This is a genomic window from Pseudomonas sp. TE50-2, from assembly GCF_040813665.1.
Classification (GTDB): domain Bacteria; phylum Pseudomonadota; class Gammaproteobacteria; order Pseudomonadales; family Pseudomonadaceae; genus Aquipseudomonas; species Aquipseudomonas soli.
The window spans coordinates 1,091,540-1,118,166 of sequence record NZ_JBFNXN010000001.1 but is presented as its reverse complement, the minus strand read 5'-3'; the positions used below and the strand labels follow the sequence as shown (position 1 = coordinate 1,118,166).

Below are 26,627 nucleotides of genomic sequence, written 5' to 3'. Positions count from 1 at the left end.
GAAAAGTGTCAACCATGTCCCCGCACACGTGTCCACCATGTGTCCGGTCCATACACCCGCGCAAAAGAAGGTCGCCGTAAAGGCGAAAAGGTGACTATGCGTCGCCCTCGCCAATGCATGTGTTTACAGCCCTCAAAACCCACACCCTGAAAGCCTGAAAGCCCAACCCATTCAAATCAAGGCATCACCCCAGCAGTCCCATTCCCCACCTTCGGCTGCCGATAAAGATCCAGCAACACCTGATCCAGCACCTGCGAAGCCCCCCAAGGCTTGGGATCATTGAGAATGGCCGCCACCGCCCAGGTGTGCCCGTTGCTGTCCCGGCTGAACCCGGCAATCGCCCGCACGGTATTCAGGGTCCCGGTCTTTATATGCCCTTCGCCCGTCATGGCGGTGCGCTTGAGCCGCTTGCGCATGGTGCCGTCCATGCCCACCAGCGGCATCGAACTGATGAACTCGGCCGCGTACGGGCTCTTCCAGGCCGCCTGCAGCAGCGCGGCCATCTCGCGGGTGCTGACCCGCTCGGCACGGGACAGGCCCGAGCCGTTCTCCATCACCAGGTGCGGCGCGGTGATGCCTTTCTTGGCCATCCACTGACGCACCACACGTTGAGCGGCGCGGGCGTCGTCGCCGTCAGCGTCGGTGCGGAACTGCGCGCCAAGGCTGAGGAACAACTGCTGGGCCATGGTGTTGTTGCTGTATTTGTTGATGTCGCGGATCACTTCCACGAGGTCTGGCGAGAAGGCCCGAGCCAGCAGGCGTGCGCTCTTGGGCACGTTCTCGATGCGGTCGCGGCCCTGGATGTTGCCGCCCAGCTCGTTCCAGATGGCCCGCACCGCACCGGCGGCGTAGGTCGGGTGATCCAGCAGCGCCAGGTAGGTCTGCGAGTTGCAGCCATCGGCGAGCTGGCCACTGACCGTGACGCTGACACCATCGGGCTGCACTACCGGGTTGTAGCGCACTTCGCCAGTGCACTGCTTGCCCGCCACTGCCTTGACCTGGTTGTCGATGCGGATGCTGGCGATCGGTGGTTCGACCGACACGTTGACCTTGCCGCCGTCGTTACGGGCGACGAAGCGCAAAGCCTTGAGATTGACCAGCAGCGAGTCCGGCTTTACCAGGAACGGTTTGTTGTCGTCGCCGCCGTCGTCGTTGAACTGCGGCAGGTTGGGTTGCACGAAGTGGCTGCGATCCAGGATCAGGTCGCCGGTCACGGTACGCACACCATTGGCGCGCAGGTCGCGCATCAGCAACCAGAGCTTTTCCATGTTCAGCTTGGGGTCGCCACCGCCTTTGAGGTACAGGTTGCCATTGAGCACGCCGTTGCTCAGGGTGCCGTCGGTGTAGAACTCGGTTTTCCACTGGAAGGTGGGGCCCAGCAGCTCTAGCGCGGCATAGGTGGTGACCAGCTTCATGGTCGAGGCCGGGTTGACCGACACGTCGGCGTTGAATACGGTCGCCGCGCCCGGTCCGTCCAGCGGCAGCATGACCAGCGACAGGGCCGAGTCCTGCAGCTTGTTGGTCTTGAGCGCCTGTTGCACTTTCGGTGGCAGATTGGTGTTTACGGTGGCGGCCTGCACGGACAGCGACAAGGGCAGGAACAGGCCGGCGAACAGCAGTGGGCGGAGCGTCTTGATCATAAATGGACAAACCCTGCAGGCGAGGGGAAAAGACACTGGGGCTGTATGAAGTGATGGCCCCAAGACGAATATAGTGCGCATTATGCCCCAAGCGTGCCCGGCATGGGCCTCGTTCGACGGAAAAGCGCCGTTGTGCGCCGGAAACTGGTAAAGTGCCGCGCGTAATTAATTGAGAGGATTGTTTCATGGCTACCAACCGTTCCCGTCGCCTGCGCAAGAAACTGTGCGTGGATGAATTCCAGGAGCTGGGTTTCGAACTGAACCTGGGCTTCAAGGAAGACCTGTCCGATGAAGCCATCGATGCCTTCCTCGATGCTTTCCTGGCTGATGCCATGGATGCCAACGGCCTGGACTATGTCGGCGGCGATGACTTCGGTCTGGTCTGCTCCGTCAAGCGTGGCTCGGTCAGCGAAGAACAGCGCGCCGCTGTCGAGGCCTGGCTCAAGGGCCGTAGCGAACTGACCAGCATCGAAGTCAGCCCGCTGCTGGATGCCTGGTATCCGGAAAAGCCGATCAACCCGGCTTCCTGATCGATGTCGGCGGTACGCCCTGTACCGCTCTCATCCCGCCTCGGCCAGGTGCTCCAGCTGCCTGGCCAGGGCTTTCTCCACGCGGCGCATGTGCCGCGCCAACGCCTGACGGCGCCTTAGCAGTTCGGCCTGGGGTACGTCCGTTCCCTCCAGTGCCTGGCAAGCCTCGATCAACGACCGTGCATTCAGCATCCTTCCCGCGCTGAGGATCTTGTGTGCCTGCAGCGCCAGCTCGTCACCTTCATGCCGCGGATCGATGGCCATCAGGATCTTCAGGTCCTGGCGCAGGCTCAGAAGCAGGGTTTCGAGGATACGGTCGCGGTCGGCAAGGTTGTCGCCGACGATCGTCGACAGGCCTTTGAGATCGAAGCGTGGTGCCGGGCCAGGGTGGTCGCCGCACTGCCGGGCAATAGGTGTGATGGCCCTCAGGCGTTGCCCCAGCACCTGCAGGCCGATGGGCTTGAGCAGGCAGTCATCCATGCCGGCATCGAGGCACTGCTGGCGAACCTCGGGCTGGGCGTTGGCGGTATAGCCAAGAATGGTGCAGCGCGGCCGGTCATGCAGGCGTTCCTCCGTGCGTACGGTCCGCGCCAGCTGGTAGCCATTCATCTGTGGCATGTTGCAGTCGACGATCAGCACATCGAAACAGCCCTCGCGCCATATGCGCAGTCCTTCACCACCTTCCTCGGCGCTTTCCTGTTTCAGCCCCAGGTAGTTCAACTGCTGGGCCATCAGCAGCAGGTTTGCCGGGTGGTCGTCGATCACCAGAATCCTCAGTTGCTCGTCCGGGGGCAGGATTTGTGTCATGGGTCGCGGCAGGGCCGCGACCGGCTCGACGCACTGCAGCGGCATCACCAGGCGCACGCGGGTGCCGACACCTTGCAGGCTTTGCAGGCTCAGCTCGCCGCCCATCATCGCGCACAGGTCGCGGCTGATCACCAGCCCCAGCCCGGTGCCGGCCCGGGCGCCGTCGCTGTAGGGGTTGGCCTGCACGAACGGGGAGAACAGGCGCTGCAGGTCCTGCTCGTGAATCCCGATACCGCTGTCGCGGACCTCCAGGTCGAGCGCCGGCAACGCCGATTCGCCGTCGTTGCGCAGCTTGACGGTGATGCGCACCTGCCCCTGTTCGGTGAACTTGATCGCATTGCTGACCAGGTTCGACAGGACCTGCTTGAAGCGCAGCGGGTCAAGCAGCGCATGGCAGCGTGCCTCGCGGGCAATCACCACATCCAGCACCAGGCCCTTGTGCCGGGCCAGGCCGTCGAAAACCCGCCCGACCGACTCGACCAGCGCCGCGAGGTCGACGGGTTCGGGGGCCAGGGACATCTGCCCGGATTCGATCCGGGCGATATCCAGGATGTCGCCGATCAAGCCCAGCAGGTCGTTGGCCGAATGGTGGGCGACTTCCAGCGCGGGACGGTCCAGTTTGCCCTGCTCGGCGCGCTTCAAGGCCAGCTCCAGCATGCCGATGAGGGCGTTCATCGGCGTGCGGATTTCATGGCTGATAGTCGCCAGGAACGTGCTCTTGGCGCGGTTGGCGTCATCGGCCTGCTGCTTGGCCAGGCGCAGGTCCTGGACCAGGTTGCGGCGTTCGCTGATGTCGATCCAGCCGCCGATGATTCCTTGCATTTCGCCTACCGAATCGCGGTAGGGCAGGATCCAGTGATAGATCGTCAGGTCGCGGTCCTTCAGGTGCAAGGGGCGATCGAGAATCAAGGGTGTTCCCTGCGCCATCACCCGCTGGTAGTCGTCCTGCACCTGCTGGGTATAGTCACAGTCGCTGTAGGGAGCGTCTTCCAGGCGTTTGCCCAGCACCTGTTCACGGCTGGCGCCGACGGCTTGTAGGTAGCTGTCGTTGCAGCTTTGCAGGCGTCCCTCGCGGTCGCGCACATACATGGGGTGGGGCGTGCCATTGAGCAGGGCGCCCATGAATTCCAGCTGGTCGTTCAGCGCCCGTTCGGCCCGCTGACGTTGCTTGATCTGACGACGCAGCCGGGCATTCCATACCAGTGCGAGCACCAGCAGGACGGCGATCACCCCGACCACCTGCAGGATCACCCGGCGATAGCTGCGCCAGTAGGCGTCGTCACGCAGGCCGTGGTCGCGCCAGCGGCTGTTGATCACCCCCAGTTCCTCCGGCGAGATGCTCAGCAACGCCTTGTCGAGGATCGAGCCCAATTCGCTGGCGTCGGGGGCGGTGGCCATGGAAAAGGCAGCGGGTTCCGTGCCGACGGTACTGCGGATGACCAGGTTGTAGCTGGTGGCGAGCATGTGGTTGGCGTCGATCAGGGTGGCGATCGCCGCATCCACCGCGCCACTACCGAGCAGCACCATGGAGTAGTAGGTGCTTTCGGTGGCGACCTGGTGGATCCGCGGGTGGCGAGTGGCAAGCAGGGTGGCCACGGTGCTGTCGCGGGGCACCGCGACCCGCTTGCCCTTGAGTTGCTTGAGGCTGTTGGGTTGGTCGGTGCCGGTATGGGTGACCAGCACATAGGCGCTCTCCAGATAGGGGCGGCTGACCTGCAGCGGGTTGCCCCGGCGGGCCTCGGTGGACAGGCTGGCGATGATGTCGGCACGCCCGGACTCGAGCTGGTCGATCATGTCGCCGTCGCCACTGGCGCGGCGGATCTCGAAGCGCAGGCCGGTGCGCAGGCGAATGAGCTCGAGCAGGTCGGCGACTATCCCTCGCAGGCGATCATTGCTGTCGAAGAACGTCAGTGGCGCCGCCGTGTCGTTGACCACCACGCGCATGATCGGATGTTGGCTCAGCCACTGCTCCTCGCGTGTCGACAACTGCAGCTTGCGGTCGGTCAGCAAGCTGCCGCTGCTGGCGCTCCAGCGTTTGAAGATATCGTTGCGGGTGGCGCTGGACTGCGCGTCAAGCGCGGCATCCACCAGGGACTGGAGGGTAGGCTCGCCCTCGCGCATGGCAAAGCTGAAGCCCACGGCCTCGTGCTTGCCGAAGTTGGCCATGCGCACATGCGGCAGGTGACCCTGGCTGATCAGGTAGTGAGTGGAGATGGTGTCGCCAATGAACACGTCGGCCTGTTCGAAGGCCACCGCATTCAGGGCCTGGGTGGACGACTCGAAGGTCAGCAGCTCGGCCTTGGGGTAGTTGGCGTGGATTTCCCCGGGCGGCAGGTAGTGATACAGCATGCTCAGACGCATGCCCGGCAGGCCGGTGTCCAGCGCGCGGCTCTCGTCCTCGCGGGTCACCAGCACGGGTTGGTCAATGGCATAGGGGCGTGACAGCGCCAGGCCCTGGGTGACGGCTTCATAACCGTTGGCGCTGCCCAGCAGGTCGATATGGCCGCTCTTGAGCGCCGCGACCGCCGCTGGGCGGCTGGGAAAGCGCTGCACGCGGACAGGCAGGCCCAGGGCGCTGCCGATCAAGCCGGCGTAGTCGGCGGTCAGCCCTTGGTATTCGCGCCCGCCCGTGGCGATGTCGAAAGGGGGGTAGTCGGGCGCCGAGGTGCCCAGCACCAGCTCCTTGCGTTCTGCGAGCCAGTCGCGCTGGGCTGCTGTCAGGGGCGGCCGGACCGACGTCGGTGCCGAGCGGCTGAGCAAGGTGTAGGTGCGGCCCAGGTCGACGGTCACGCCGCCACCTTGCAGCGGCGTGCCCAGGCAGAGCAGCAATACAGCGATGTACCTCCACGTCATCATTTCAGACCAGTGCGTTGCGCTTGGCGACGTCGATCAGCTCTACCAATGTACTGGCGCGCAACTTGTGCATGAGACGCTTCTTGTAGGTGCTGACGGTCTTGTTGCTGAGGAACATGCCCTTGGCAATTTCCTTGTTGCTGCGACCCTGGGCAAAAAGTTGCAGGACCATCAGTTCCCGGTCGTTGACCTGGCGGAACAGTTCCAGCTCCTGGTTGCTGCCTGTCGGCGGTGGATTGAGTGCCTGGCTGGGGAAGTAGTTGTAGCCGGACAGTACGGCCTTGATGGCGCTGAGCAGCTCACTGAGGTCTTCCTGCTTGCACACATACCCGGCCGCGCCGGAGTGCATGCAGCGCACGGCAAACAGTGCCGGCGATTGCGCGGTCAGCACCAGGACCTTCAGCGGGATGGCCATGGCCTGCAGGCGTGAGAGCATTTCCAGGCCATCGAGCTTGGGGATGCTGATGTCCAGTATGACCAGGTCCGGTGGGGTTTCACGGATAAGCTGCATGGCGTCAACGCCATTGTCCGATTCACCGACCACCCGGTATCCCTGGTTTTCCAGCAACATCCGTATCGCCAGGCGTATAACGGGATGGTCATCAACAATAAAGACTGAGTGCATATTCAACATTCCAGGCTGCAGGTGAAGGCAGCCGGCACATTAGCTCAGTTGCATGGCGACGGGCAGGGAAGTAGGTGCCAAATGCGGGATATAGGAATTAACTTACAGCGCCCGCGAAACTTTGCTACGAGAGATGTAGATGTTGGCAGGGTTTTATCAGGAGTTGATAACTTTTGCAGGGGGATGAGGCTGGCAAGTTTATTTACAAAAAAATAGCATAGGAAATTTCATACAAATTAAACATGGGTGGCAAACATTCGTCTGCCACCCATGGTTTTTCTACTTCGGGCTGGATCGCCCGGTCATTTCCTGGGCCATTTCACTGGCGTAGCTGTCGGTCATGCCGGCGATGAAGTCGATCATGCGCAGGAATGCGCCATGCAGCGAGCCATGCGGGTCGGGGGCATTGTTACCGATCAGGTCCAGCACACGCCGGCTCTTGAACGACGGCGTGCGCCCACCGTGCTGCTCAAGGGCCGCGCCACAGAAGGTGTTGAGCAGGATCTCCAAGGTCGTGTAGGCGCCGATCTCGTGCAGGGTCTTGCGCTTGTCCTGGAAGATCTTCTTGCGTGCCATGTCCTTGGCCTGGAGCACGCAGCGTTGCGCGGGGCCGTGCATGTGCTCCACCAGGTCACCGGCCAGGCGGCCGGCAAGCAGGGCTTGCTGTTGCTCGACGAAGGCCTGGGCGGCGGCATTGGTCAGGTGCTCGATGGCCTTGCCGCGCAGGATCGCCAGCTTGCGCCGGCGTGACTCGCCCGGGCCCAGCAGGCGGTAGGTTTCCGGCAAGTCGTCACCCACCAGGTCCAGCAGCAGCGCCTCGACCTCGGCGTACTGCAGCAGGTCCATCTCCAGCCCGTCCTCGAGGTCGATCAAGGCGTAGCAGATGTCGTCCGCGGCCTCCATCAGGTACACCAGGGGATGGCGCGCCCAGCGCTGGTGTTCGAGCTGGGGCAGGCCGAGTTTGCCGGCGATCTGCTCGAGCAGCCCCAGTTCGCTCTGGTAGCAGCCGAACTTGTGCTTCTTGTAGCCCAGGGCATCGGCGTGGCGCGCGGCCCACGGGTACTTGAGGTAGGCGCCGAGGGTCGCGTAGGTCAGGCGCATGCCACCGTCGAACTGGTGGTATTCGAGTTGCGTGAGCACGCGAAACCCCTGGGCGTTGCCTTCGAAATTGAGGAAGTCGCCGCGCTGCTCGTCGCTCATGTCGTCCAGCCAGCCACGCCCGGCAGCCTGCTGGAACCAGTGGCGAATGGCGTCCTCGCCCGAGTGGCCGAACGGCGGGTTGCCGATGTCGTGGGCCAGGCAGGCCGACTGCACGATCATTCCCAGGTCGCTGGGTTCGCACCAGTCCGGCAGTTGGTCGCGCAGGGTCTCGCCGACACGCATGCCCAGCGAGCGGCCGACGCAGCTGACTTCCAGGGAGTGGGTGAGGCGGGTGTGGATATGGTCGTTGCTGGACACCGGATGCACCTGGGTCTTGCGCCCCAGGCGGCGGAAGGCGCCGGAGAAGATGATGCGGTCGTGATCCTTGTGGAAAGGGCTGCGCCCGAGCTCCTCGGGGCTGTAGAGGGCCTTGCCCAGTCGTTCGCGGGTCAGCAGGGTTTGCCAGTCCAAGGCGTGTTCTCCCATCGTAGAGTCGGGATAGCTTCCTGTGTCCGGCGCGCCCGCGCAAGGGCCGGGCGCGCTCGGGCTTCAGCGGCGGCGGCTGCCGAGGAACAGGCGGATCAAGGGGGCCAGGCTGGCGCCCAGGCGTACCAGGCGGGTCAGGTTGCCGCTGCGTACGCCCTTGCCGGTGAGAAAGCCCAGGGCGACCACGGCGCCAATGCCCCACAGCGAACCGTGCTTGACCCCCAGGCCTTCACCGAACGAGCCGCCCATGCCGCGCAGGCGGCGGACCGGTTCGAGCAGTTGCCCGGATTCGTGGCGGATTTCCTGGCGGTGCATTTCCATGCGCAGGCGCAGCAGCGCCTTGCGCAGTTCCCGCGGGTTACGGGTGTTGGGTAGTTCTGGCAGGCTCATGGCAGCAGGCGCTCCCGATCCTTGGCCAACTCCTCGAGGGTGGCATTGAACGGCGAGGACTCGTCGAACACCGCGGCCTTCAGGCGCAGGCCGCAGTACAGCGCGGCGACCCCGTAGAACACGCACAGGCCGATGATCCCGGCCAAGCGGTAGCTGTCCCACAGCAGCACCAGCACCAGCCCCGACAGGGCGGTCAGCAGCAGCAGGGCGAACACCAGCGCCAGGCCGGCGAACAACAGCAGGCTCAAGGTACGGGCCTTCTGCTCCTGCAACTCAATCCCGAACAGCTCGATATGGCTGTGCAGCAAGCCCAGCACTGCCGCGCCCAGGCGCCTGCCGGAGGCGCCCGTGCCGATGGCTTCGTTGTCCATGAAGGTTCCTCAGCGCTTGGCCAGCAGGCCGATCAGCAGGCCGACGCCGGCGGCGATGCCAATAGCCTGCCACGGGTTCTCCTGCACGTACTGCTCGGCGTTGCCCAGGGCCGCCTGGCCACGGGCGCGCACCGAGTCCTGGGTCAGTTGCAGGGTTTCACGAGCCTGGACCAGGCGATCGTGGATCTGCTCGCGCAGTTCATCGGCCTGGTCGCCGGCCAGGTTGGCCGTGTCGGCCAGCAGTTTTTCGGTGTCGCGGACCAGGGCCTGGAAGTCAGCCATCAGTATGTCTTGTGCAGTCTTTGCCGATTTGCTGGCCATGAGTGGGCCTCTCCCTGTGGATGTATGTGGCTATTTCGAGTGATCGGTGGCGCGGAAGGTTCAGCGGGATGTGTTGGTACAGCGCTTGCTAAAAAGCGGTGCGTGTCCGTCGAGGCCTGCGCCGAAATCATGCGCGCTTGATGCGGATACCGCTAAACCTTAACCCAATCCACGACAAACCCAAGAAAAAACCACGCAGGCACCGCCCGGGTCACCGAAACGGGGCAGGGGCCTGGCACCGATGCGGTGCATGGATGCCGGTTCTTGAACTGTCCTGGTGCCTTTTTGCAGGTCTGCCACTACATGGAAAACACCCACAGCGCGATGGACTCCCTGGTCCACGGCTCCAACACTTTGTTTATCCTCATGGGCGCGATACTGGTCCTGGCCATGCATGCGGGGTTCGCCTTTCTCGAAGTCGGCACAGTGCGGTACAAGAATCAGGTCAACGCTTTGTCGAAGATCCTCAGCGACTTCGCCATCTCGGCGCTGGTTTACTTCTTCGTCGGTTACTGGATCGCCTATGGCGTGAGCTTCCTGCAGCCGGCGGCGGTGCTGGCCAGCGACCATGGCTACGCGCTGGTCAAATGTTTCTTCCTGCTGACCTTCGCCGCGGCGATTCCGGCAATCATTTCCGGCGGCATCGCCGAACGGGCGCGCTTTGCGCCGCAACTGTGCGCAACGGCGTTGATCGTGGCGTTCATCTACCCGTTTTTCGAAGGCCTTGTGTGGAACGGCAACTTCGGTTTGCAGGCCTGGTTGCACGCGCGCTTCGGTGCGCCGTTCCACGACTTCGCCGGCTCCGTGGTGGTGCACGCCATGGGGGGCTGGCTGGCGCTGGCGGCGGTGCTGCTGCTGGGCGCGCGCCGCGGCCGTTATCGCGATGGCCGGCTGGTGGCGTTTGCCCCCTCGAGCATTCCGTTCCTGGCGCTGGGGTCGTGGATCCTGATCATCGGCTGGTTCGGCTTCAACGTCATGAGCGCGCAGACCCTGCAAGGGGTGAGCGGGCTGGTGGCGATCAACTCGCTGATGGCCATGGTTGGTGGCACCCTGTCGGCCTTGCTGGCCGGGCGCAACGATCCCGGTTTCCTGCACAACGGCCCGCTGGCCGGCCTGGTGGCGGTATGCGCGGGTTCCGACCTGATGCACCCGGTGGGGGCGCTGGCCACCGGCCTGGTGGCAGGCGGGCTGTTCGTCTGGTGCTTTACTGCCGCGCAGAACCGCTGGAAGATCGACGACGTGCTGGGGGTATGGCCGCTGCATGGCCTGTGCGGCGTGTGGGGCGGCATCGCTTGCGGTGTGTTCGGGCAGGTGGCCTTGGGTGGCCTCGGCGGTGTCAGCCTGGTCAGCCAATTGCTGGGCAGCCTGGCGGGTGTACTGGTGGCACTGGTCGGCGGCTTTGCCGTGTACGGTCTGCTCAAGGCGCTGCATGGCTTGCGCTTGAACCATGAACAGGAGTTCCAGGGTGCGGACCTGGCGGTGCATCGAATCGGCGCCACCAGCCAGGATTGAGGCAGGTCAGGTGCACGCAGGCGCAGGCGGACCTAGAATGAGCATCCCTTCCTGCGATTTTGCGGATAGACGCATGCTGCCTGAAACCCAATTGTTCGGCACCCTCGGGTGCCATCTGTGCGAAGTGGCCGAAGCCGTGCTGATGCCGTTCGTCGAGCACGGCTTGCTGGTCGAGCTGGTCGATATCGCCGATAGTGAGGCGTTGTTCGAGCGTTACGGGCTGATCATTCCGGTGCTGCGCCGCTGCGATACCGGTGCCGAGCTGGGCTGGCCGTTCGATGCCGAGCAGGTAGTGGCCTTCCTCGGCTGAGTCGTGCATTGACGGCCCAGGCTTCGCTTCGTATGCTGTATATAAATACAGTATCCCGAGGTAAGCCATGCTCAATGTCGAGCAACTCAAGTACAGCATCAATCACATGGCCCCCGAGCGTGTGTGCGAGGCGGTGCTGGAACTGCGCCTCGATGGCATCGTCACCGACGAGCGCACACCGTTCGGCAAGGTCCATTTCAATACCTGCTTCGCCGAGATCGAGGCGCTGTTCCAGCGCGCCGGCTTTCACCGCCCGCTGGATGTCGTGGGCTACCAGGGGCTGAGCTATGCCCTCTACGATCCAGGGCGCTGGGACGCGGTGCAGGTGCTACGCTGGCTCAAGGCGCGCTGCGAGCCGGCCTGCGAGGCTGGTTGACGTACGCCGGGTAGGGGATAATGCCCGCCCCCTGCTTGACCGAGCCTGATGATGACCACGCCTTTCGACCCCGCCCAGCAACAAGCCAGCACTGTCTGTCTGCCTCCAGGGCCCTGGGCTACGGTGCTCGATTGCCTGTGCGAGCATTTCAAGGGCATCAGCCGTGAGCAATGGCTCGACCGCTTCGCCCGAGGGCGGGTGTTGAATGCCGAAGGCCAGCCCATTGCAGCGGACACCCGCTATCGTCGGGGCATGCGCCTGCACTATTTTCGTGAAGTACCCAATGAAAAGGTGATCCCGGTGCAGGAAGAAATCCTGCATGTGGATGAGCACCTGGTGGTAGCGGACAAGCCGCATTTCCTGCCTGTGACGCCCACCGGCGAGTACGTCGAGCAGACGCTGCTGCGTCGGCTGATCCGGCGCCTGGACAACCCGCATCTGGTGCCGCTGCATCGCATCGACCGACACACTGCCGGGCTGGTGCTGTTCTCTGCCAACCCGCAGAGCCGTGGCGCCTATCAGCGTCTGTTCCCCGAGCGGCGTATCGACAAGCACTACCAGGCCATCGCCGCGGCCATGCCGCAGCATGATTACCCGCTGGTGCACCGCAGCCGTCTGGTGCACGGCGAGCCGTTCTTTCGCATGCATGAGGTGGAAGGGGTCGACAACAGTGAAACCCACGCCTGTGTGCTGGAGAAAAATGGCGATCTGTGGCGCTATGGCCTGTCACCGGTCACCGGCAAGACCCACCAGCTGCGCGTGCATATGGCGGCGCTGGGTGCGGGGATCTGCAACGATCCGTTCTATCCGCAACTGGTCAACGAGCAGGATGATTACGCACGGCCACTGAAGCTGCTGGCCCATAGCCTGCGCTTCGAGGATCCGTTGACGGGTGAGGTGCGTTACTTCGAGAGCCGGCTGGCGCTCGACTGGTAAAAACATCGCCGGCAAGTCGGCTACCACAGAAATGGCGCTTGGCCTGAGGGCGTCGCGGTCAGTGTGGGAGCTGGCTTGCCGGCGATGCGCCGCTTAAGCGGCGCCTTTTGTCATCAGCGGTTGAAACGTTCCACCAGCGAGTACTGGGTACCCGCCGTGCTGGTCAGCTCTTCGCTGAGCAGCGCCGAGCGCTGGGCCTGGCCGGCGGTCTGGTCGGCCAGGTCGGCGATGGTGCTGATGTTGCGGCTGATCTCCTCGGCTACCGCGCTCTGCTCTTCGGTGGCCGCGGCGATCTGCGTCGCCATGTCGGTGATGTTGGCCACGGCCTCGCTGATGCCCACCAATGCCTCGTCGGCCTGCATGACCCGCTCGACACCTTCCTGGGCCTGGCGATGGCCGGTCTCCATGGTCTGCACCGCGTTGTTGGCGGTCTGTTGCAGCTTGGCGATCAGGGTGTGGATCTGCCCGGTGGATTCGGCGGTGCGCTGGGCCAGCTGGCGGACCTCATCGGCGACCACGGCAAAGCCGCGGCCCATCTCACCGGCACGCGCCGCTTCGATGGCGGCGTTGAGCGCCAGCAGGTTGGTCTGGTCGGCGATGCCCTTGATCACATCGACCACGCCGCCGATCTCGTCGCTGTCCTTGGCCAGCTGGGTGACGGTCAGCCCGGTCTCGCCCACGGCAGCCGACAGCCGCTCGATGGCGTCACGGGTCTCGCCGGCGATGTTGCGGCCCTGGCTGGTCAGGCGATTGGCCTCCTGCGTCGCGTCGGCGGTGCGCTGGACATGGTTGGCCACTTCCTGGGTGGTGGCGGCCATCTGGTTGACGGCGGCGGCCACCTGCTCGGTCTCCACGCGCTGGCGCTCCAGGCCCGAGGAGCTCTGGTGGGCGAGGGTGTCAGACTGGCGGGCCTGGTCGCTGAGCTGCTCGGCGCTGTCTTGCAGGCGGGTCAGGCAGGTCTTCATCCGTGCGTCCTGGCTGAGCATGGCCATTTCCAGGCGTGCCTGGACACCGCGGCTGTCGGTGTACATCTGCGCGATCAGCGGGTCGGAAGTGGTCTGTTCGGCCAGGCGCAGCAGGCGCTTGAGGCCGCGTTGCTGCCAGCTCAGGCCGAGCAGGCCGAGCGGCACCGACAGACCGGCGGCCAGGGCGAAGCCCCAGGAGTGGCCGAGCCAGTTGCCGATCAGGAAGCCGACCTGGCTGACCAGGATGAACGGCAGCCAGTCCTGCAGCACCGGCAGCCACTTGTCACGTTTCGGGATGGCCGACCTGCCCTGGTTGATGCGCTGGTACAGCGCCTCGGCGCGGCGGATCTGCTCGGCGGTGGGCTTGACCCGCACCGACTCGTAGCCGACCACCTGGTTGCTGTCGAAGATCGGCGTGACGTAGGCATTGACCCAGTAGTGGTCGCCCGACTTGCAGCGGTTCTTGACGATGCCCATCCACGGCAGGCCCTGCTTCAGGGTTTGCCACATATGGGCGAACACGGCTGGCGGGACGTCGGGGTGGCGCACCAGGTTGTGCGGCGCGCCCATCAGCTCATCGCGGGAGAATCCGCTGATTTCGATGAAGGCATCGTTGCAGTAAGTGATCACGCCTTTGGCGTTGGTGGTGGAGATCAACCGCTGCTGGGCAGGGAAAGTCCGTTCTCTCTGGGTAATCGGCTGGTTGTTACGCATTGGCTGTTCAATCCGCAAGGCTTTCGACGGGTATCGGCAAGCCTCTGGTTTTATTGAATGAATATTTGACTGCCTTGATCTGGGGCAAGGTGCCATCAGTGTGGTTGAGCTATCGCAGCCGACCTGATCGCAGCCATTGCCGCCAATATTGCAGTTTTCTTTATAAATGATGACGAATAGGTCTGATCATGACCGATTGTTCAACTCGGGGCCAGCATCGGGTAGCTGAACAGGGCGAAGTGCGCCAGGTTGACGCAGGTGTGGCACAGCACCGCCGCTGCCAACCCGCCGTGACGATAGGCCAGACCATATCCCACCCCGGCCAGGGTGGCCAGGTAGAACCACTGCCAACCACCGGCCAGGTGCGCAAGGCCGAACAATAGGGCGGCCACCAGCAGCGCCAGCCCCTCATGCTTGAACAGACGTTGCAGGCCGCCCTGGATGTAGCCACGGAACAGCAGTTCCTCGGTCAGGCTCACCAGCAGCAGGTTGTTGGCCAGCCATAGCCAGGCCTGGTCTGGCCATTTCGGTGCCCACGCCACCAGGCCCAGAGTCCAGGCGCCGCCCAGGCAGGCGAGCAGGGTAAGGGGCAGGATCAGCGCCAGGCTCATGGCCAGGCCGCGAGCGCGCAGCATTACCAGCCAAGGGCAGGCCAGCAGCAGCCATAGGCCGATCAGCGGTTTGTCGAGGTTCAGGTACATGGAGAAGGGCACCGCGCCTTCGCTGAGGACGGCCTTGTCGATGACGCGGGCGCCATGGAAGCCGGGCAGCCAGTGCAGCGCCAAGGCGACGGCGAGAACGACGAAGAGCAGGTGGCCGAGGGTCTGTTGCCAGCGGATCTGGCGGCGCGCCAGCAGGCCGCTGCAGAACAGGGCGAGCAAGGCGGGCAGGGCGATCAGGCCGATACTGCCGTGGGTCAGTGCGAGGGTGTAGCCGAGGCCGAGCAGGAGCAGGGCGATCCAGTGGAGACGGGGCATTGGGTTTCCTTGTGCCGGTGGGTCCATGGAGGGTAGGACTCAGCCAAGCGGCTTCAGGACACCATGCTTTGCAGGAACAACGGTATGAAGGCGCACGCGTGGGAGCGGGCTTGCCCGCTCCCACGACAGCCCGCACCAAAGGCGCGGGCGCGAGCAGTGAATGCCTACCCTGCGATCAATTGCCGCAGCACATAATGCAGGATCCCCCCCGATTTGAAGTATTCCACTTCATTGAGCGTATCGATCCGGCACAGCACCTCGATCTGCTCCTGGCGCCCATCCTCGCGGGTAATGCGCAGCGGCAGGCTCATGCCCGGGCGGATCTGCGCATCGGTCAGCCCAAGCACATCGATGCGCTCGCTGCCGGTCAGCCCCAGGCGCTTGCGGTCGTCTCCCGCCTTGAACTGCAGCGGCAGCACGCCCATGCCCACCAGGTTGGAGCGGTGGATGCGTTCGAAACTCTCCGCCAGCACCGCCTTGACCCCCAGCAGGTTGGTGCCCTTGGCCGCCCAGTCGCGGCTGGAGCCGGTGCCGTATTCCTGCCCGGCGACCACCACCAGCGGCGTGCCATCCTGCTGGTAGCGCATGGCGGCGTCGTAGATCGACAGTTTCTCGCCCGTGGGTACATACAGGGTGTTGCCGCCTTCCTCGCCACCGAGCATTTCGTTGCGGATGCGGATGTTGGCGAAGGTGCCGCGCATCATTACTTCGTGGTTACCGCGCCGTGAGCCGTAGGAGTTGAAGTCGCGCGGTTCCACGCCCTTGCCGCGCAGGTAGCGCCCGGCCGGGCTGTCGGCCTTGATGTTGCCGGCCGGGGAAATGTGGTCGGTGGTCACCGAGTCGCCGAGCAGGGCGAGGATGCGTGCGTCGCGCACATCACCGATCTCCGGCAGCGGGCCGCCGATGTCATCGAAGAAGGGTGGGTGCTGGATATAGGTGGAAGCGTCCTGCCAGACATAGGTCGCGGCCTGGGGCACTTCGATCGCCTGCCATTGGGCGTCGCCGGCGAACACCTCGGCATATTCCTTGTGGAACATGCGGGTGTCGACATTGCTGACCGCCTCGGCGATTTCCTGCTGGCTTGGCCAGATGTCGCGCAGGTACACGGGCTTGCCGTCCTTGCCGGTGCCGAGCGGGTCCTGGCTGAGGTCGACGCGCACGCTGCCGGCCAGGGCGTAGGCCACCACCAGTGGCGGCGAAGCCAGCCAGTTGGTCTTGACCAGCGGGTGTACCCGGCCTTCGAAGTTGCGGTTGCCCGACAGCACCGAGGCGACGGTGAGGTCGGCGCTGCCGATGGCTTGCTCGATGGCCTCGTCCAGGGGGCCCGAGTTGCCGATGCAGGTGGTGCAGCCATAGCCGACCAGGTCGAAACCGAGCTGGTCGAGGTAGGGTGTCAGGCCTGCGGCCTTGTAGTAGTCGGTGACCACTTTGGAGCCGGGAGCGAGCGAACTCTTCACCCAGGGCTTGCGCTGCAGGCCTTTCTCCACGGCTTTCTTCGCCACCAGCCCGGCGGCCATCATCACGCTGGGGTTGGAGGTGTTGGTGCAGGAGGTAATGGCGGCAATCACCACCGCGCCGTCGCGCAGGGTGTGCGTCTGATTTTCGTGGGTGTAGTCGATCTCGCCAGCCTGGTCGGCATTGCCCACCGCCACGCCACCGCCGCCTTCGCTTTCCAGGCGGCCGACTTCCTTGGCCAGCGGTTTGGGCTGCAACTCGATGAAGTGGTCGAAGGCCTGGCGCACCTGGCCCAGGGCGACGCGGTCCTGCGGGCGCTTGGGCCCGGCCAGGCTGGCTTCCACGTCGTTCATGTCCAAGGCCAGGGTGTCGCTGAACAGCGGCTCCTGGCCGGGCAGGCGCCACAGGCCCTGGGCCTTGCAGTAGGCCTCGACCAGTTGCACGGTGTCCTCGGGGCGGCCGGACAGGCGCAGGTAGTCGAGGGTCACCTGGTCGACCGGGAAGAAGCCACAGGTGGCGCCGTACTCGGGGGCCATGTTGGCGATGGTGGCGCGATCGGCCAGTGGCAGGTCGGCCAGGCCGTCGCCATAGAACTCGACGAACTTGCCCACCACGCCCTTCTTGCGCAGCATCTGCGTGACCGTCAGGACCAGGTCGGTGGCGGTGATGCCTTCGCGCAGCTTGCCGGTAAGCTTGAAGCCGATCACCTCGGGGATCAGCATCGATACCGGCTGGCCGAGCATGGCCGCCTCGGCCTCGATGCCACCCACGCCCCAGCCGAGCACGCCGAGGCCATTGATCATGGTCGTGTGCGAGTCAGTACCGACCAAGGTGTCGGGGAAGGCATAGGTGCGGCCTTCCTCCTCGCGGGTCCATACCGTGCGGCCCAGGTATTCGAGGTTGACCTGGTGGCAGATGCCGGTGCCCGGCGGCACCACCCGGAAGTTGTCGAAGGCGCTCTGGCCCCAGCGCAGGAAGGCGTAGCGTTCGCCGTTGCGCTGCATTTCGATATCGACGTTCTGGGCGAACGCGGCTGGGGTGGCATAACGGTCGACCATCACCGAGTGGTCGATCACCAGGTCCACCGGCGACAACGGGTTGATCCGCTGCGGATCGCCGCCGGCCTTGGCCATGGCCGCGCGCATGGCGGCCAGGTCGACCACCGCCGGCACGCCGGTGAAGTCCTGCATCAGCACTCGCGCCGGGCGGTACTGGATCTCGCGGTCGGAGCGGCGCTCCTGCAGCCAGGCGGCCAGGGCCTTGAGGTCGTCGCCGGTGACGGTCTTGCCGTCTTCCCAGCGCAGCAGGTTCTCCAGCAGCACCTTGAGCGACATGGGCAGGCGCTGCAGGTTGCCGAGCTGGCGGGCGGCGTCGGGCAAGCTGAAATAGTGGTAGGCGCGGTCGGCCACCTGGAGGGTCTTGAGGGTTTTCAGGCTATCGAGCGAGGGCATTTACAACTCCTTGTGCTCCGGTGCCCGGCGACTGCGGGTCGCTCGCCGGTGTCACCGCTCTGGACCAGTCCGCACGGCACGGACCTGGCTGAACAGTCAGGTTAGACCGGTTTGCCGGTCCCGACCCTTTTCTGGACCGATGGGGCGTGTCGCTGGTTCCCGACTTCCTTTATCATTCGCCGCCCTGGCGCCGTCTGCGCCAGTGATGTGGAGTGAGAAATGAATACCCTGTTCATGCATTGCCGGCCCGGCTTCGAGGGCGAGGTCTGCGCCGAAATCAGCGAACACGCCGCCCACCTGGGCGTGCCCGGCTATGCCAAGGGCAAGCCGCAGAGTGCCTGCGCCGAGTTCGTCTGCACCGAGCCCGGTGGCGCCGAACGCATGATGCAGGCGCTGCGCTTTTCGCAGCTGATCTTCCCGCGCCAGTGGGCCCGCGGCACGTACGTCGAGCTGCCGGAGACCGACCGCATCAGCGTGCTGCTCGAGCACCTGGCCGCGCTGCCGGTGTGCGGCAGCCTGTGGTTGGAGGTACTCGACAGCAACGAGGGCAAGGAGCTGTCGACCTTCTGCCGCAAGTTCGAGGTGCCGCTGCGCAAGGCCCTGGAGAAGGCCGGCCGCCTGGTCGACGATGCCCGCCGTCCGCGCCTGCTGCTGACCTTCATCAGCGGCCGTCGGGTGTTCCTCGGCCTGGCCGAGGCCGACAATTCGGCGCTGTGGCCGATGGGTATCCCACGCCTGAAGTTCCCCCGCGAGGCCCCGAGCCGCTCGACCCTCAAGCTCGAGGAAGCCTGGCACCAGTTCATCCCGCGCGAGCAATGGGACGCGCGCCTGAACGACGACATGACGGGTGTCGACCTGGGCGCCTCGCCCGGCGGCTGGACCTACCAGCTGGTCAAGCGTGGCATGCTGGTGACCGCCATCGACAACGGGCCGATGGCCGAGAGCCTGATGGATACCGGCCTGGTCACCCATCTGATGGCCGACGGTTTCACCTGGCAGCCGAAGCAGACGGTGGACTGGATGGTCTGCGATATCGTCGAGAAGCCGGCGCGCACCGCTTCGCTGATCGAGACCTGGCTGGGCGAGGGCTTGTGCCGCGAGGCGGTGGTCAACCTGAAGCTGCCGATGAAGCAACGCCATGCCGAGGTTCGCAAGCTGCTGGACCGTATCGAGGCTGGGTTCAAGGCGCGCAAGGTGAAGGTGTCGATCGCCTGCAAGCAGCTGTATCACGACCGTGAGGAAGTCACCTGCCATCTGCGCCGGCTGGACCTGAAGCCGCGCTGAGCCCATCGCGGGGCAAGCCCGCTCCCACGGTACCTGGCCCTTGTGGGAGTGGGCTTGGCGCCCTTCGGCCGATACGCCACAATGACGAGCATTTTGCGGAGCCTTTCATGACCGATTTCACCCACGACGCGATCCTCGACGCCACCGGCCTGAACTGCCCGGAGCCGGTGATGATGCTGCACAAGCATGTACGCGAGCTGGTATCCGGCGGCGTGCTCAAGGTCATCGCCACCGACCCGTCGACCCGCCGCGACATCCCCAAGTTCTGCATCTTCCTCGGCCACGAGCTGCTCGGCCAGGAAGAAGACGCCGGAACCTACCTGTACTGGATCCGCAAGAAGGCCGACTGAGCCCGCCGCGATCGCGCTACACTGCGCTCCCCTGACAGGAGAGCGCCATGCTGATAGTTGCCGACGAGAATATCCCGCTGCTCGATGCCTTCTTTGCCGGTTTCGGTGAAATCCGCCGTTATCCGGGCCGGGCCATCGACGCCGCCAGCGTCAAGGACGCCGACGTGCTGCTGGTACGCTCGGTGACTCGCGTCGATCGGCAACTGCTCGAGGGCAGTCGGGTACGCTTCGTCGGCACCTGCACCATCGGCACCGATCACCTCGACCTCGAACACTTCGCCGAAGCCGGTATCCACTGGAGCAGCGCGCCGGGCTGCAACGCCCGTGGCGTGGTGGACTACGTGCTGGGCAGCCTGCTGACCCTGGCCGAACTCGAGGGTGCCGACCTGGGCAAGCGCGTCTATGGCGTGGTCGGCGCGGGTGAGGTCGGCGGGCGGCTGGTGCGGGTGCTGCGCGGCCTCGACTGGAAGGTGCTGGTGTGCGACCCGGTGCGCCAGGCCAGCGAGGGCGGCGAGTTTGTCGATCTCGACAGCGTCCTCGAGCAATGCGATGTGATCAGCCTGCACACGCCGCTGCAGCGTGGCGGCGAGCACCCGACCTGGCACCTGCTCGACCAGCCGCGCCTGGCCCGCTTGCGCGCAGGCGCCTGGCTGATCAACGCCAGCCGTGGGCCTGTGGTGGACAACGCTGCCCTGCGTGAACTGCTGCTGGACCGAGAGGACGTGCATGCGGTGCTCGACGTGTGGGAAGGCGAGCCGCAGGTGGACCTCGCGTTGGCCGACCTGTGCACCCTGGCCACGCCGCATATCGCCGGCTATAGCCTGGATGGCAAGCAGCGTGGCACGGCGCAGATCTACCAGGCGTTCTGCCGCTGGCAGGGTTTGCCCGAGCAGGTGCGACTGGCCGACCTGCTGCCGGCACCAGGCCTTGCGCAGATCGAGTTTGACGCGAGCGCGGATCCGGCGTGGGCATTGGCCACCCTGTGCCGGGCGGTCTACGACCCGCGTCGTGACGATGCCGATTTCCGTCGCAGCCTGAGCGAAGATCCGGCCGAACAGCGTGCGGCATTTGATCTGCTGCGCAAGCACTACCCGGTACGGCGTGAGATCGAGGGATTGCCGGTGCGCGTCCGTGGGGAAATGCCCCAGTTGGCGCAGGTGGTCAGTGCATTGGGGGCGGTGCTGGCCTGAGGGTGCGCAAAGGCAGGACAATAAAAACCCGGCGCGAGCGCCGGGTTGCACGCGATTCGGGGATCAGGCCTTGCCGATCTTCTTGACCCGGCTCTCTTCCAGGTCCTTGCAGGCCTTCTGGATCATCTGCTCGGTGATGGGCACCTCGCGGCCCTGGGCATCGATGATCGAGCCGCAGACCTGATGTTGCGCAGGGGGCTGGGTCTTGGGCGTATCGGTGTGCTGCAAGCTCATGTCCTGTCTCCTCTTTCAGGTTCAAGCTCAAGGTATCGCTTCGCCGTGACTGGTCTGTGACAGCTTTTCGGCTTCATGCTGGATCAGTCCACCAGAAAGCGCGGCAAAGCTCCAGTCACGCTTTAGAACGAATGGGCATAGGCACTGCCGCTCCGTCCGAGCATGGGACGACCTCGCATTCCCGAGCGTTGCACAGCGCCGACGAGTGGTAGTCTGCTATCAATCCCCTGTGGAACGACCTTTGCCATGCCCGATCCGATCTCTCCCCGCCAGCGCCGCGCCCTGCACCTGGGCTGGCAGTTCGTGCGCCCCTATCGCCGCCAGGCGCTGCTGGCCTTGCTGGCGCTGGTGGTCACCGCCGCCATTACCCTGTCCATGGGGCAGGGCATCCGCCTGCTGGTCGACCAGGGTTTCATGACCGGCTCGGCGCACCAGCTCAACCAGACCATCGGCCTTTTCATGCTGCTGGTGGTAGCGCTGGCGGTGGGGACCTTCGCCCGTTTCTACCTGGTGTCGTGGATCGGCGAGCGCTGCGTGGCCGACATCCGCCGGGCAGTGTTCGACCACCTGGTCTGGCTGCATCCGGGGTTCTTCGAGGACAACCGCAGTTCGGAGATCCAGTCGCGGCTGACCGCCGACACCACCTTGCTGCAGTCCGTCATTGGCTCGTCGCTGTCGCTGTTCCTGCGCAATGCGCTGATGGTGGTCGGCGGGGTGATCCTGCTGTTCGTCACCAACTCCAAGCTGACCAGTATCGTGGTGCTGGCCCTGCCCCTGGTGCTGGCGCCGATCCTGCTGTTCGGCCGGCGCGTGCGCAGCCTGTCGCGGCAGAGCCAGGACCGGGTGGCCGATGTGGGCAGCTATGTCGCCGAGACCCTTGGCCAGATCAAGACGGTGCAGGCCTATAACCACCAGGCGCGTGACCAGGCACTGTTCGGCGACACCGTGGAGGCGGCGTTCGACGTGGCGCGGCGGCGCATCGCCCAGCGTGCCTGGCTGATTACCCTGGTGATCGTGCTGGTGCTTGGCGCGGTCGGGGTGATGCTCTGGGTCGGCGGCATGGATGTGATCGCCGGGCGCATCTCCGGCGGCGAGCTCGCCGCGTTCGTGTTCTACAGCCTGATCGTCGGCAGCGCCTTCGGCACCCTGAGCGAGGTGATCGGCGAATTGCAACGGGCCGCCGGTGCCGCCGAGCGCATCGCCGAGCTGCTGGCGGCGCAGACGGCGATCCTGGCGCCGACACAGCCGGCGGGGTTGGTGGACGGGCGCGCCAGTGGCGACATCGAACTGCGCGAGGTGCGCTTCGCCTACCCGTCACGGCCCGCGGTGGCGGCCGTCGACGGCCTCAGCCTGCATATTCGCCCCGGCGAGACCGTGGCGCTGGTCGGGCCGTCGGGGGCCGGCAAGTCGACCCTGTTCGACCTGCTGCTGCGGTTCTACGACCCGCAACCTGGAGCGATTCTGCTCGATGGCCAGCCGATCACCGGGCTGGCACCGGTAGACCTGCGTCGCCAGTTTGCCCTGGTAGCCCAGCAGCCGGCGCTGTTTCGCGGCACGGTCGAGGCCAATATCCGCTACGGTCGGCCCGAGGCCAGCCTGGCCGAGGTCGAGGCGGCGGCGCGCGGTGCCCATGCCCATGAATTCATCATCCAGCTGCCTCAGGGTTACCTGACACCCTTGGGCGAGGGTGGCGTGGGCTTGTCCGGTGGCCAGCGCCAGCGCCTGGCGATTGCCCGAGCGCTGCTGGTGGATGCGCCGATCCTGCTGCTGGATGAAGCCACCAGCGCGCTGGACGCGCAAAGCGAGTATCTGATCCAGCAGGCATTGCCACAACTGATGGCCGGGCGCACCACACTGGTCATCGCCCACCGCCTGGCGACGGTGCAGCATGCCGACCGTATCGCGGTGATCGACAAAGGCCGACTGGCGGCAGTCGGGACCCATCGACAATTGATCGAGCAAAGCCCACTCTACGCACGCCTTGCAGCACTGCAATTCAACTCGGGCTGAGTGTCTTTGCTGTCGCTGTTTTGTAACAATTCTGTAGCAATTGCCTGAGACTATCTGCCTCGGCTGTTGCGCAGGTGCTTGCCCTGGTTGCCATCGCCCGATGGCGGCGTTGATGGGGCAGCGAACGAGGACAGGGACGCCTCTGTCGGCGGTGCCGGCGTGCGCCGTTTCCCTCTTCCTTGTTCCGAGATCCGCAATCTTGCGTAAATCCCTCAGAGTGCAAATTCTCTCCCTGCTCGGTGGCAGCCTGGTGGCGATCCTGTTGATCGCCCTGGTGTGCTTCCAGTTCCTGTCCTCCAGTGTGCGCGGCTACGCCGAACTGGTGGACGGACCGTTGCGTGCCTCGCAGCTGATCGACGAAGCCAACCTGCAGTTCAAGATCCAGGTGCAGGAATGGAAGAACGTGCTGCTGCGTGGTCGCCAGCCCGCGGAGCTGGACAAATACTGGCAGCAGTTCCAGGCCCGCGAGCAGCAGGTGCAGCAATTGCTGGGGCAATTGATCGACAGCAGCGATCCGGCGCTCAAGGCGCGCCTGGAGCAACTCAAGGCCAGCCACCGCCAGCTGGGTTCGGCCTACGAGCAAGGGCGCCAGGCATTCCTGGCCGCCGGTGGCGACCCGGTGGCCGGCGACCTGGCGGTCAAGGGCGTGGACCGCGCCACCAGCGACCAGATGAGTGCACTGGTGGAGCAACTGCGCGCCGATGCCCACGGGCGTGCCGACGCCATCAGCGCCAGCGCCGAGCGCACGGTGTGGTTGGGCGTGCTGGTGATGCTGGCCTCGGCCGTGCTGGTCGGGCTGTTCAGCCTGTGGTTGGTCAACCGCAGCCTGGTCGAGCCGATCCGCCAGTTGATCGACTACGTCGCCCAGCTCAGCCAGGGGCGTTTCGCCGCCCGGGTCGACAGCCGTCGCGAGGATGAACTCGGGCGCCTGGCGCTGGCGGCCAACACCCTGCGTGATTTTCTTGCCGATACCGTCGGCCGACTCAAGGACAACGCCGAGGAGCTGGAGAGCGCCAGCGGCCAGCTCAGCCGTATCGCCGGCGACATGGCCCACGGCACCCATGATCAGTTCCAGCGTACCGACCAGGTCGCCACGGCCATGCACGAGATGTCCGCCACTGCCCAGGAAGTGGCCCGCCATGCCGCCGATGCCGCCCGCGCGGCGGACGAGGCCGACCACAGCGCCCAGGCGGGCGAGCAGGTCATGCAGCGCACCATCGACACCATTGCCGTGGTCAACCGCGAGATCGCCGGCACCGCAGCGGTGATTCGGCACCTGGAAAACGACAGCACGCGCATCGGCAAGGTGCTTGAAGTGATTCGCGGCATCGCCGAACAGACCAACCTGCTGGCGCTCAACGCCGCCATCGAAGCCGCCCGTGCCGGCGAGGCCGGGCGGGGTTTCGCGGTGGTGGCCGATGAGGTGCGCAGCCTGGCCCAGCGCACCGCGGCATCGATCGCCGAGATCCACCAGATCATCGAGGCGGTGCAGTCGGGCGCGGTGGAGGCGGTCAAGGCCATCGAGAGTGGCCAGCAGCGCAGCGAGGAGGGCGCCGAGCAGGTGCAGCAGGCCGGGCAGATGCTGCAGCGCATCACCACGGCGGTGGAGGCGATCCGCGACATGAACCGCCAGATCGCCACCGCCGCGGAGGAGCAGACCAGCGTCGCCGAAGATATCTCGCGCAACCTGGTCGAGATCACCCGCATCGCCACCGCCAACCAGCAGGCGGTGCAGCACACCGAGCAGGCCGGACAGCGCCTGCACGGACTGTCGGGTCAGTTGGGCGAAGTGACTTCCCGATTGACCGCTTGAATCGCCATCGCGGTGCGCCGATGCGACTCGCACCGCGATGCTTTTGAGGGTGGGGAAATCCGCCATATTCGCATGTCGCATCAGTTACCTGTGGCGGATTGTCGCCATCCATTGGGTGGCCGAGGGCGCTGTGGGCGGCATCAACCCTGACCCAGGCCATGCTGGCACACTCCCTGCTTTACGGCGCCCCGGGCCAAGGCCCGAGGCGATCGTGCCCCGATTTCGCGAAACTCCTGCCAACCACAACAACAACCGGGCGTGCACACCGGGGGCAACGACTGCCAATCCTTCACTTCAATTGGATTGAGCTAATGAAAAAAATCCTGCTGACGCTCCTGTGCCTGAGCGTCATCGGCTGCTCCAAGCCCGCGGAGCCACAAAAGTCCGTCGATGTCCTGCTGATCGGCGGTGGCATCATGAGCGCAAGCCTCGGGACCTACCTCACCGAACTGGAACCGAACTGGAAAGTCGACGTCTACGAGCGCATGGACCAGGTCGCCGAAGAGAGTTCCAATGCCTGGAACAATGCCGGTACAGGCCACTCTGCATTCTGCGAGCTGAACTACACCAGCGTCGGCAAGGACGGCAGCATCGACATCAGCAAGGCGGTCAACGTCAACGAACAGTTCGAGGTGTCCAAGCAGTTCTGGGCTTACCAGGTCGAGCAGGGCGTGCTGAGCAACCCGCGTTCGTTCATCAACAACGTGGCGCACATGAGCTTCGTCTGGGGTGACGATAACGTCGCCTTCCTGCATAAGCGCGTCGAGGCCCTGCGGCACAGCTCGCTGTTCCGCGGCATGGAGATCACCGAGGACCACGAGCAGATCCGCCAGTGGGTGCCGCTGGTGATGGAAGGCCGTGACCCCGGGCAGAAGGTGGCCGCGACCCGCATGGCCATCGGTACCGACGTGAACTTCGGCGAGATCACCCGGCAGCTGTTCGCCGCCATGACCCGTAACCCGAACGTGCAACTGCACCTGGGCCATGAAGTGCGCGACATCGTGCGCAACGACGACGGCAGCTGGAACGTGGTGGTGGCCGACCTGGCCAAAGGTGGCAACGAGACTGCGGTCAAAGCCAAGTTCGTCTTCATCGGCGCCGGTGGCGGCGCGCTCAAGCTGCTGCAGAAGTCCGGCATCCCAGAGGCCGAGGGCTATGCCGGCTTCCCGGTCGGTGGCCAGTTCCTGATGACCGACAACGCCGACCTGGTCGCCCGCCACAAGGCCAAGCTGTACGGCAAGGCCTCGGTCGGCGCACCGCCCATGTCGGTGCCGCATCTGGACACCCGGGTGATCGATGGCAAGGAGGTGCTATTGTTCGGTCCGTTCGCGACCTTCTCCACCAAGTACCTCAAGCACGGCTCGTTGCTGGACATGCTCAGTTCGCTGACCACCCACAACATCAGCCCGATGATGCATGCTGGCATCGACAACATCGACCTGAGCACCTACCTGATGGGTCAGCTGATGCTCAGCTTCGACGACCGCATGGCGGCCCTGCGCGAATACTTCCCCAACGCCAAGAACGAAGACTGGCAGCTGCTTCAGGCCGGCCAGCGCGTGCAGGTGATCAAGAAGGACCCCGTGCACGGTGGCGTGCTGCAGTTCGGCACCGAAGTGGTGGCCGCCGAGGATGGCAGCATCGCCGCGCTGCTGGGTGCCTCCCCTGGTGCCTCGACCGCCGCGCCGATCATGCTGACCGTGCTCGAGAAGACCTTCAAGGATCGGATCAAGAGCGCCGAGTGGCAGGCCAAGCTCAAGGAAATCGTGCCGACCTACGGCCAGAAGCTGAACAACGACCTTGAGTTGACCAACAAGACCCGCGAATGGAGCAGTGCGCGCTTGCAACTGCTGCATGTGCCGGTGTTGCCGGAGTAAGCGCACAAGC

22 protein-coding genes are annotated in these 26,627 nt (G+C 64.9%); 11 read left to right on the top strand and 11 right to left on the bottom strand.

What is annotated here, in order from left to right:
- Nucleotides 1-176 precede the first annotated feature (176 nt).
- The gene (gene dacB, locus AAHK21_RS05030) at nucleotides 177-1,640 is read right to left on the bottom strand and encodes a D-alanyl-D-alanine carboxypeptidase/D-alanyl-D-alanine-endopeptidase (RefSeq protein ID WP_367856615.1); all 1,464 of its coding nucleotides are present in this window, start codon (nucleotides 1,638-1,640) and stop codon (nucleotides 177-179) included.
- Between the two features lie 185 nt (nucleotides 1,641-1,825).
- On the opposite strand from dacB, the gene AAHK21_RS05025 reads away from it, so the two are divergent.
- Nucleotides 1,826-2,170 carry a YggL family protein gene (locus AAHK21_RS05025; protein ID WP_046856427.1) on the top strand — a complete coding sequence of 115 codons (345 nt, stop codon included), beginning with the start codon at nucleotides 1,826-1,828 and terminating at the stop codon, nucleotides 2,168-2,170.
- Nucleotides 2,171-2,200: 30 nt separating this feature from the next.
- On the opposite strand, the gene AAHK21_RS05020 is transcribed toward AAHK21_RS05025, so the two are convergent.
- From AAHK21_RS05020 to AAHK21_RS04995, 6 genes are all read right to left on the bottom strand, one after another.
- The gene (locus AAHK21_RS05020) at nucleotides 2,201-5,833 is read right to left on the bottom strand and encodes a transporter substrate-binding domain-containing protein (protein ID WP_367856614.1); all 3,633 of its coding nucleotides are present in this window, start codon (nucleotides 5,831-5,833) and stop codon (nucleotides 2,201-2,203) included.
- 1 nt (nucleotide 5,834) lies between these two features.
- Nucleotides 5,835-6,455 (bottom strand): response regulator transcription factor, encoded by a 621-nt coding sequence (locus AAHK21_RS05015; RefSeq protein ID WP_031315749.1) that lies wholly within the window; start codon nucleotides 6,453-6,455, stop codon nucleotides 5,835-5,837.
- A gap of 279 nt (nucleotides 6,456-6,734) precedes the next feature.
- The gene (locus AAHK21_RS05010) at nucleotides 6,735-8,066 is read right to left on the bottom strand and encodes a deoxyguanosinetriphosphate triphosphohydrolase (RefSeq protein ID WP_367856613.1); all 1,332 of its coding nucleotides are present in this window, start codon (nucleotides 8,064-8,066) and stop codon (nucleotides 6,735-6,737) included.
- A 78-nt stretch (nucleotides 8,067-8,144) separates the two neighbouring features.
- Nucleotides 8,145-8,471 (bottom strand): hypothetical protein, encoded by a 327-nt coding sequence (locus AAHK21_RS05005; RefSeq protein WP_102683127.1) that lies wholly within the window; start codon nucleotides 8,469-8,471, stop codon nucleotides 8,145-8,147.
- The gene (locus AAHK21_RS05000; protein WP_102683128.1) at nucleotides 8,468-8,842 is read right to left on the bottom strand and encodes a phage holin family protein; all 375 of its coding nucleotides are present in this window, start codon (nucleotides 8,840-8,842) and stop codon (nucleotides 8,468-8,470) included. Before AAHK21_RS05000 ends, AAHK21_RS05005 begins: the two co-directional genes overlap by 4 nt.
- 9 nt (nucleotides 8,843-8,851) lie before the next feature.
- A complete protein-coding gene (locus AAHK21_RS04995; protein WP_367856612.1) occupies nucleotides 8,852-9,163 on the bottom strand; it encodes a YqjD family protein in 312 nt (103 codons plus the stop codon).
- Nucleotides 9,164-9,466: 303 nt separating this feature from the next.
- Between AAHK21_RS04995 and AAHK21_RS04990 the strand changes: the two genes are divergently transcribed.
- The 4 genes from AAHK21_RS04990 to AAHK21_RS04975 all read left to right on the top strand — a co-directional run bounded on the left by AAHK21_RS04990 (nucleotide 9,467) and on the right by AAHK21_RS04975 (nucleotide 12,297).
- Nucleotides 9,467-10,675 (top strand): ammonium transporter, encoded by a 1,209-nt coding sequence (locus AAHK21_RS04990; protein ID WP_367856611.1) that lies wholly within the window; start codon nucleotides 9,467-9,469, stop codon nucleotides 10,673-10,675.
- 73 nt (nucleotides 10,676-10,748) lie between these two features.
- Nucleotides 10,749-10,985 carry a glutaredoxin family protein gene (locus AAHK21_RS04985; protein WP_046856422.1) on the top strand — a complete coding sequence of 79 codons (237 nt, stop codon included), beginning with the start codon at nucleotides 10,749-10,751 and terminating at the stop codon, nucleotides 10,983-10,985.
- A gap of 67 nt (nucleotides 10,986-11,052) precedes the next feature.
- Nucleotides 11,053-11,361 carry a hypothetical protein gene (locus AAHK21_RS04980; protein ID WP_046856421.1) on the top strand — a complete coding sequence of 103 codons (309 nt, stop codon included), beginning with the start codon at nucleotides 11,053-11,055 and terminating at the stop codon, nucleotides 11,359-11,361.
- A gap of 51 nt (nucleotides 11,362-11,412) precedes the next feature.
- Nucleotides 11,413-12,297, top strand: a complete 885-nt coding sequence (locus AAHK21_RS04975) for a pseudouridine synthase (RefSeq protein ID WP_046856420.1) — start codon at nucleotides 11,413-11,415, stop codon at nucleotides 12,295-12,297.
- A 113-nt stretch (nucleotides 12,298-12,410) separates the two neighbouring features.
- On the opposite strand, the gene AAHK21_RS04970 is transcribed toward AAHK21_RS04975, so the two are convergent.
- The 3 genes from AAHK21_RS04970 to acnA all read right to left on the bottom strand — a co-directional run bounded on the left by AAHK21_RS04970 (nucleotide 12,411) and on the right by acnA (nucleotide 17,859).
- Nucleotides 12,411-13,976, bottom strand: a complete 1,566-nt coding sequence (locus AAHK21_RS04970) for a PAS domain-containing methyl-accepting chemotaxis protein (protein ID WP_046856419.1) — start codon at nucleotides 13,974-13,976, stop codon at nucleotides 12,411-12,413.
- 200 nt (nucleotides 13,977-14,176) lie between these two features.
- Nucleotides 14,177-14,953: a CPBP family glutamic-type intramembrane protease gene (locus AAHK21_RS04965; protein WP_367856610.1), complete on the bottom strand. Its 777-nt coding sequence runs from the start codon at nucleotides 14,951-14,953 to the stop codon at nucleotides 14,177-14,179.
- A gap of 164 nt (nucleotides 14,954-15,117) precedes the next feature.
- Nucleotides 15,118-17,859: an aconitate hydratase AcnA gene (acnA, locus tag AAHK21_RS04960; RefSeq protein WP_367856609.1), complete on the bottom strand. Its 2,742-nt coding sequence runs from the start codon at nucleotides 17,857-17,859 to the stop codon at nucleotides 15,118-15,120.
- A gap of 219 nt (nucleotides 17,860-18,078) precedes the next feature.
- On the opposite strand from acnA, the gene rlmM reads away from it, so the two are divergent.
- The 3 genes from rlmM to pdxB all read left to right on the top strand — a co-directional run bounded on the left by rlmM (nucleotide 18,079) and on the right by pdxB (nucleotide 20,683).
- Nucleotides 18,079-19,143: a 23S rRNA (cytidine(2498)-2'-O)-methyltransferase RlmM gene (gene rlmM / locus AAHK21_RS04955; RefSeq protein WP_038705734.1), complete on the top strand. Its 1,065-nt coding sequence runs from the start codon at nucleotides 18,079-18,081 to the stop codon at nucleotides 19,141-19,143.
- Between the two features lie 107 nt (nucleotides 19,144-19,250).
- Nucleotides 19,251-19,493: a sulfurtransferase TusA gene (tusA, locus tag AAHK21_RS04950; RefSeq protein WP_023632607.1), complete on the top strand. Its 243-nt coding sequence runs from the start codon at nucleotides 19,251-19,253 to the stop codon at nucleotides 19,491-19,493.
- Between the two features lie 47 nt (nucleotides 19,494-19,540).
- Complete coding sequence (gene pdxB, locus AAHK21_RS04945) at nucleotides 19,541-20,683, top strand: 4-phosphoerythronate dehydrogenase PdxB (protein WP_367856608.1); 1,143 nt, start codon at nucleotides 19,541-19,543, stop codon at nucleotides 20,681-20,683.
- Nucleotides 20,684-20,746: 63 nt separating this feature from the next.
- Here the strand turns inward: pdxB and AAHK21_RS04940 are convergent, their stop codons facing one another.
- Nucleotides 20,747-20,917 (bottom strand): PA1571 family protein, encoded by a 171-nt coding sequence (locus tag AAHK21_RS04940; RefSeq protein ID WP_367856607.1) that lies wholly within the window; start codon nucleotides 20,915-20,917, stop codon nucleotides 20,747-20,749.
- Nucleotides 20,918-21,163: 246 nt separating this feature from the next.
- On the opposite strand from AAHK21_RS04940, the gene AAHK21_RS04935 reads away from it, so the two are divergent.
- The 3 genes from AAHK21_RS04935 to mqo all read left to right on the top strand — a co-directional run bounded on the left by AAHK21_RS04935 (nucleotide 21,164) and on the right by mqo (nucleotide 26,617).
- Complete coding sequence (locus AAHK21_RS04935) at nucleotides 21,164-22,927, top strand: ABC transporter transmembrane domain-containing protein (protein WP_367856606.1); 1,764 nt, start codon at nucleotides 21,164-21,166, stop codon at nucleotides 22,925-22,927.
- Nucleotides 22,928-23,123: 196 nt separating this feature from the next.
- Nucleotides 23,124-24,740 (top strand): methyl-accepting chemotaxis protein, encoded by a 1,617-nt coding sequence (locus AAHK21_RS04930; protein ID WP_367858957.1) that lies wholly within the window; start codon nucleotides 23,124-23,126, stop codon nucleotides 24,738-24,740.
- A 311-nt stretch (nucleotides 24,741-25,051) separates the two neighbouring features.
- Entirely contained in the window at nucleotides 25,052-26,617 is a 1,566-nt protein-coding gene (gene mqo, locus AAHK21_RS04925) for a malate dehydrogenase (quinone) (protein ID WP_367856605.1), read from the top strand.
- Nucleotides 26,618-26,627: the final 10 nt, after the last annotated feature.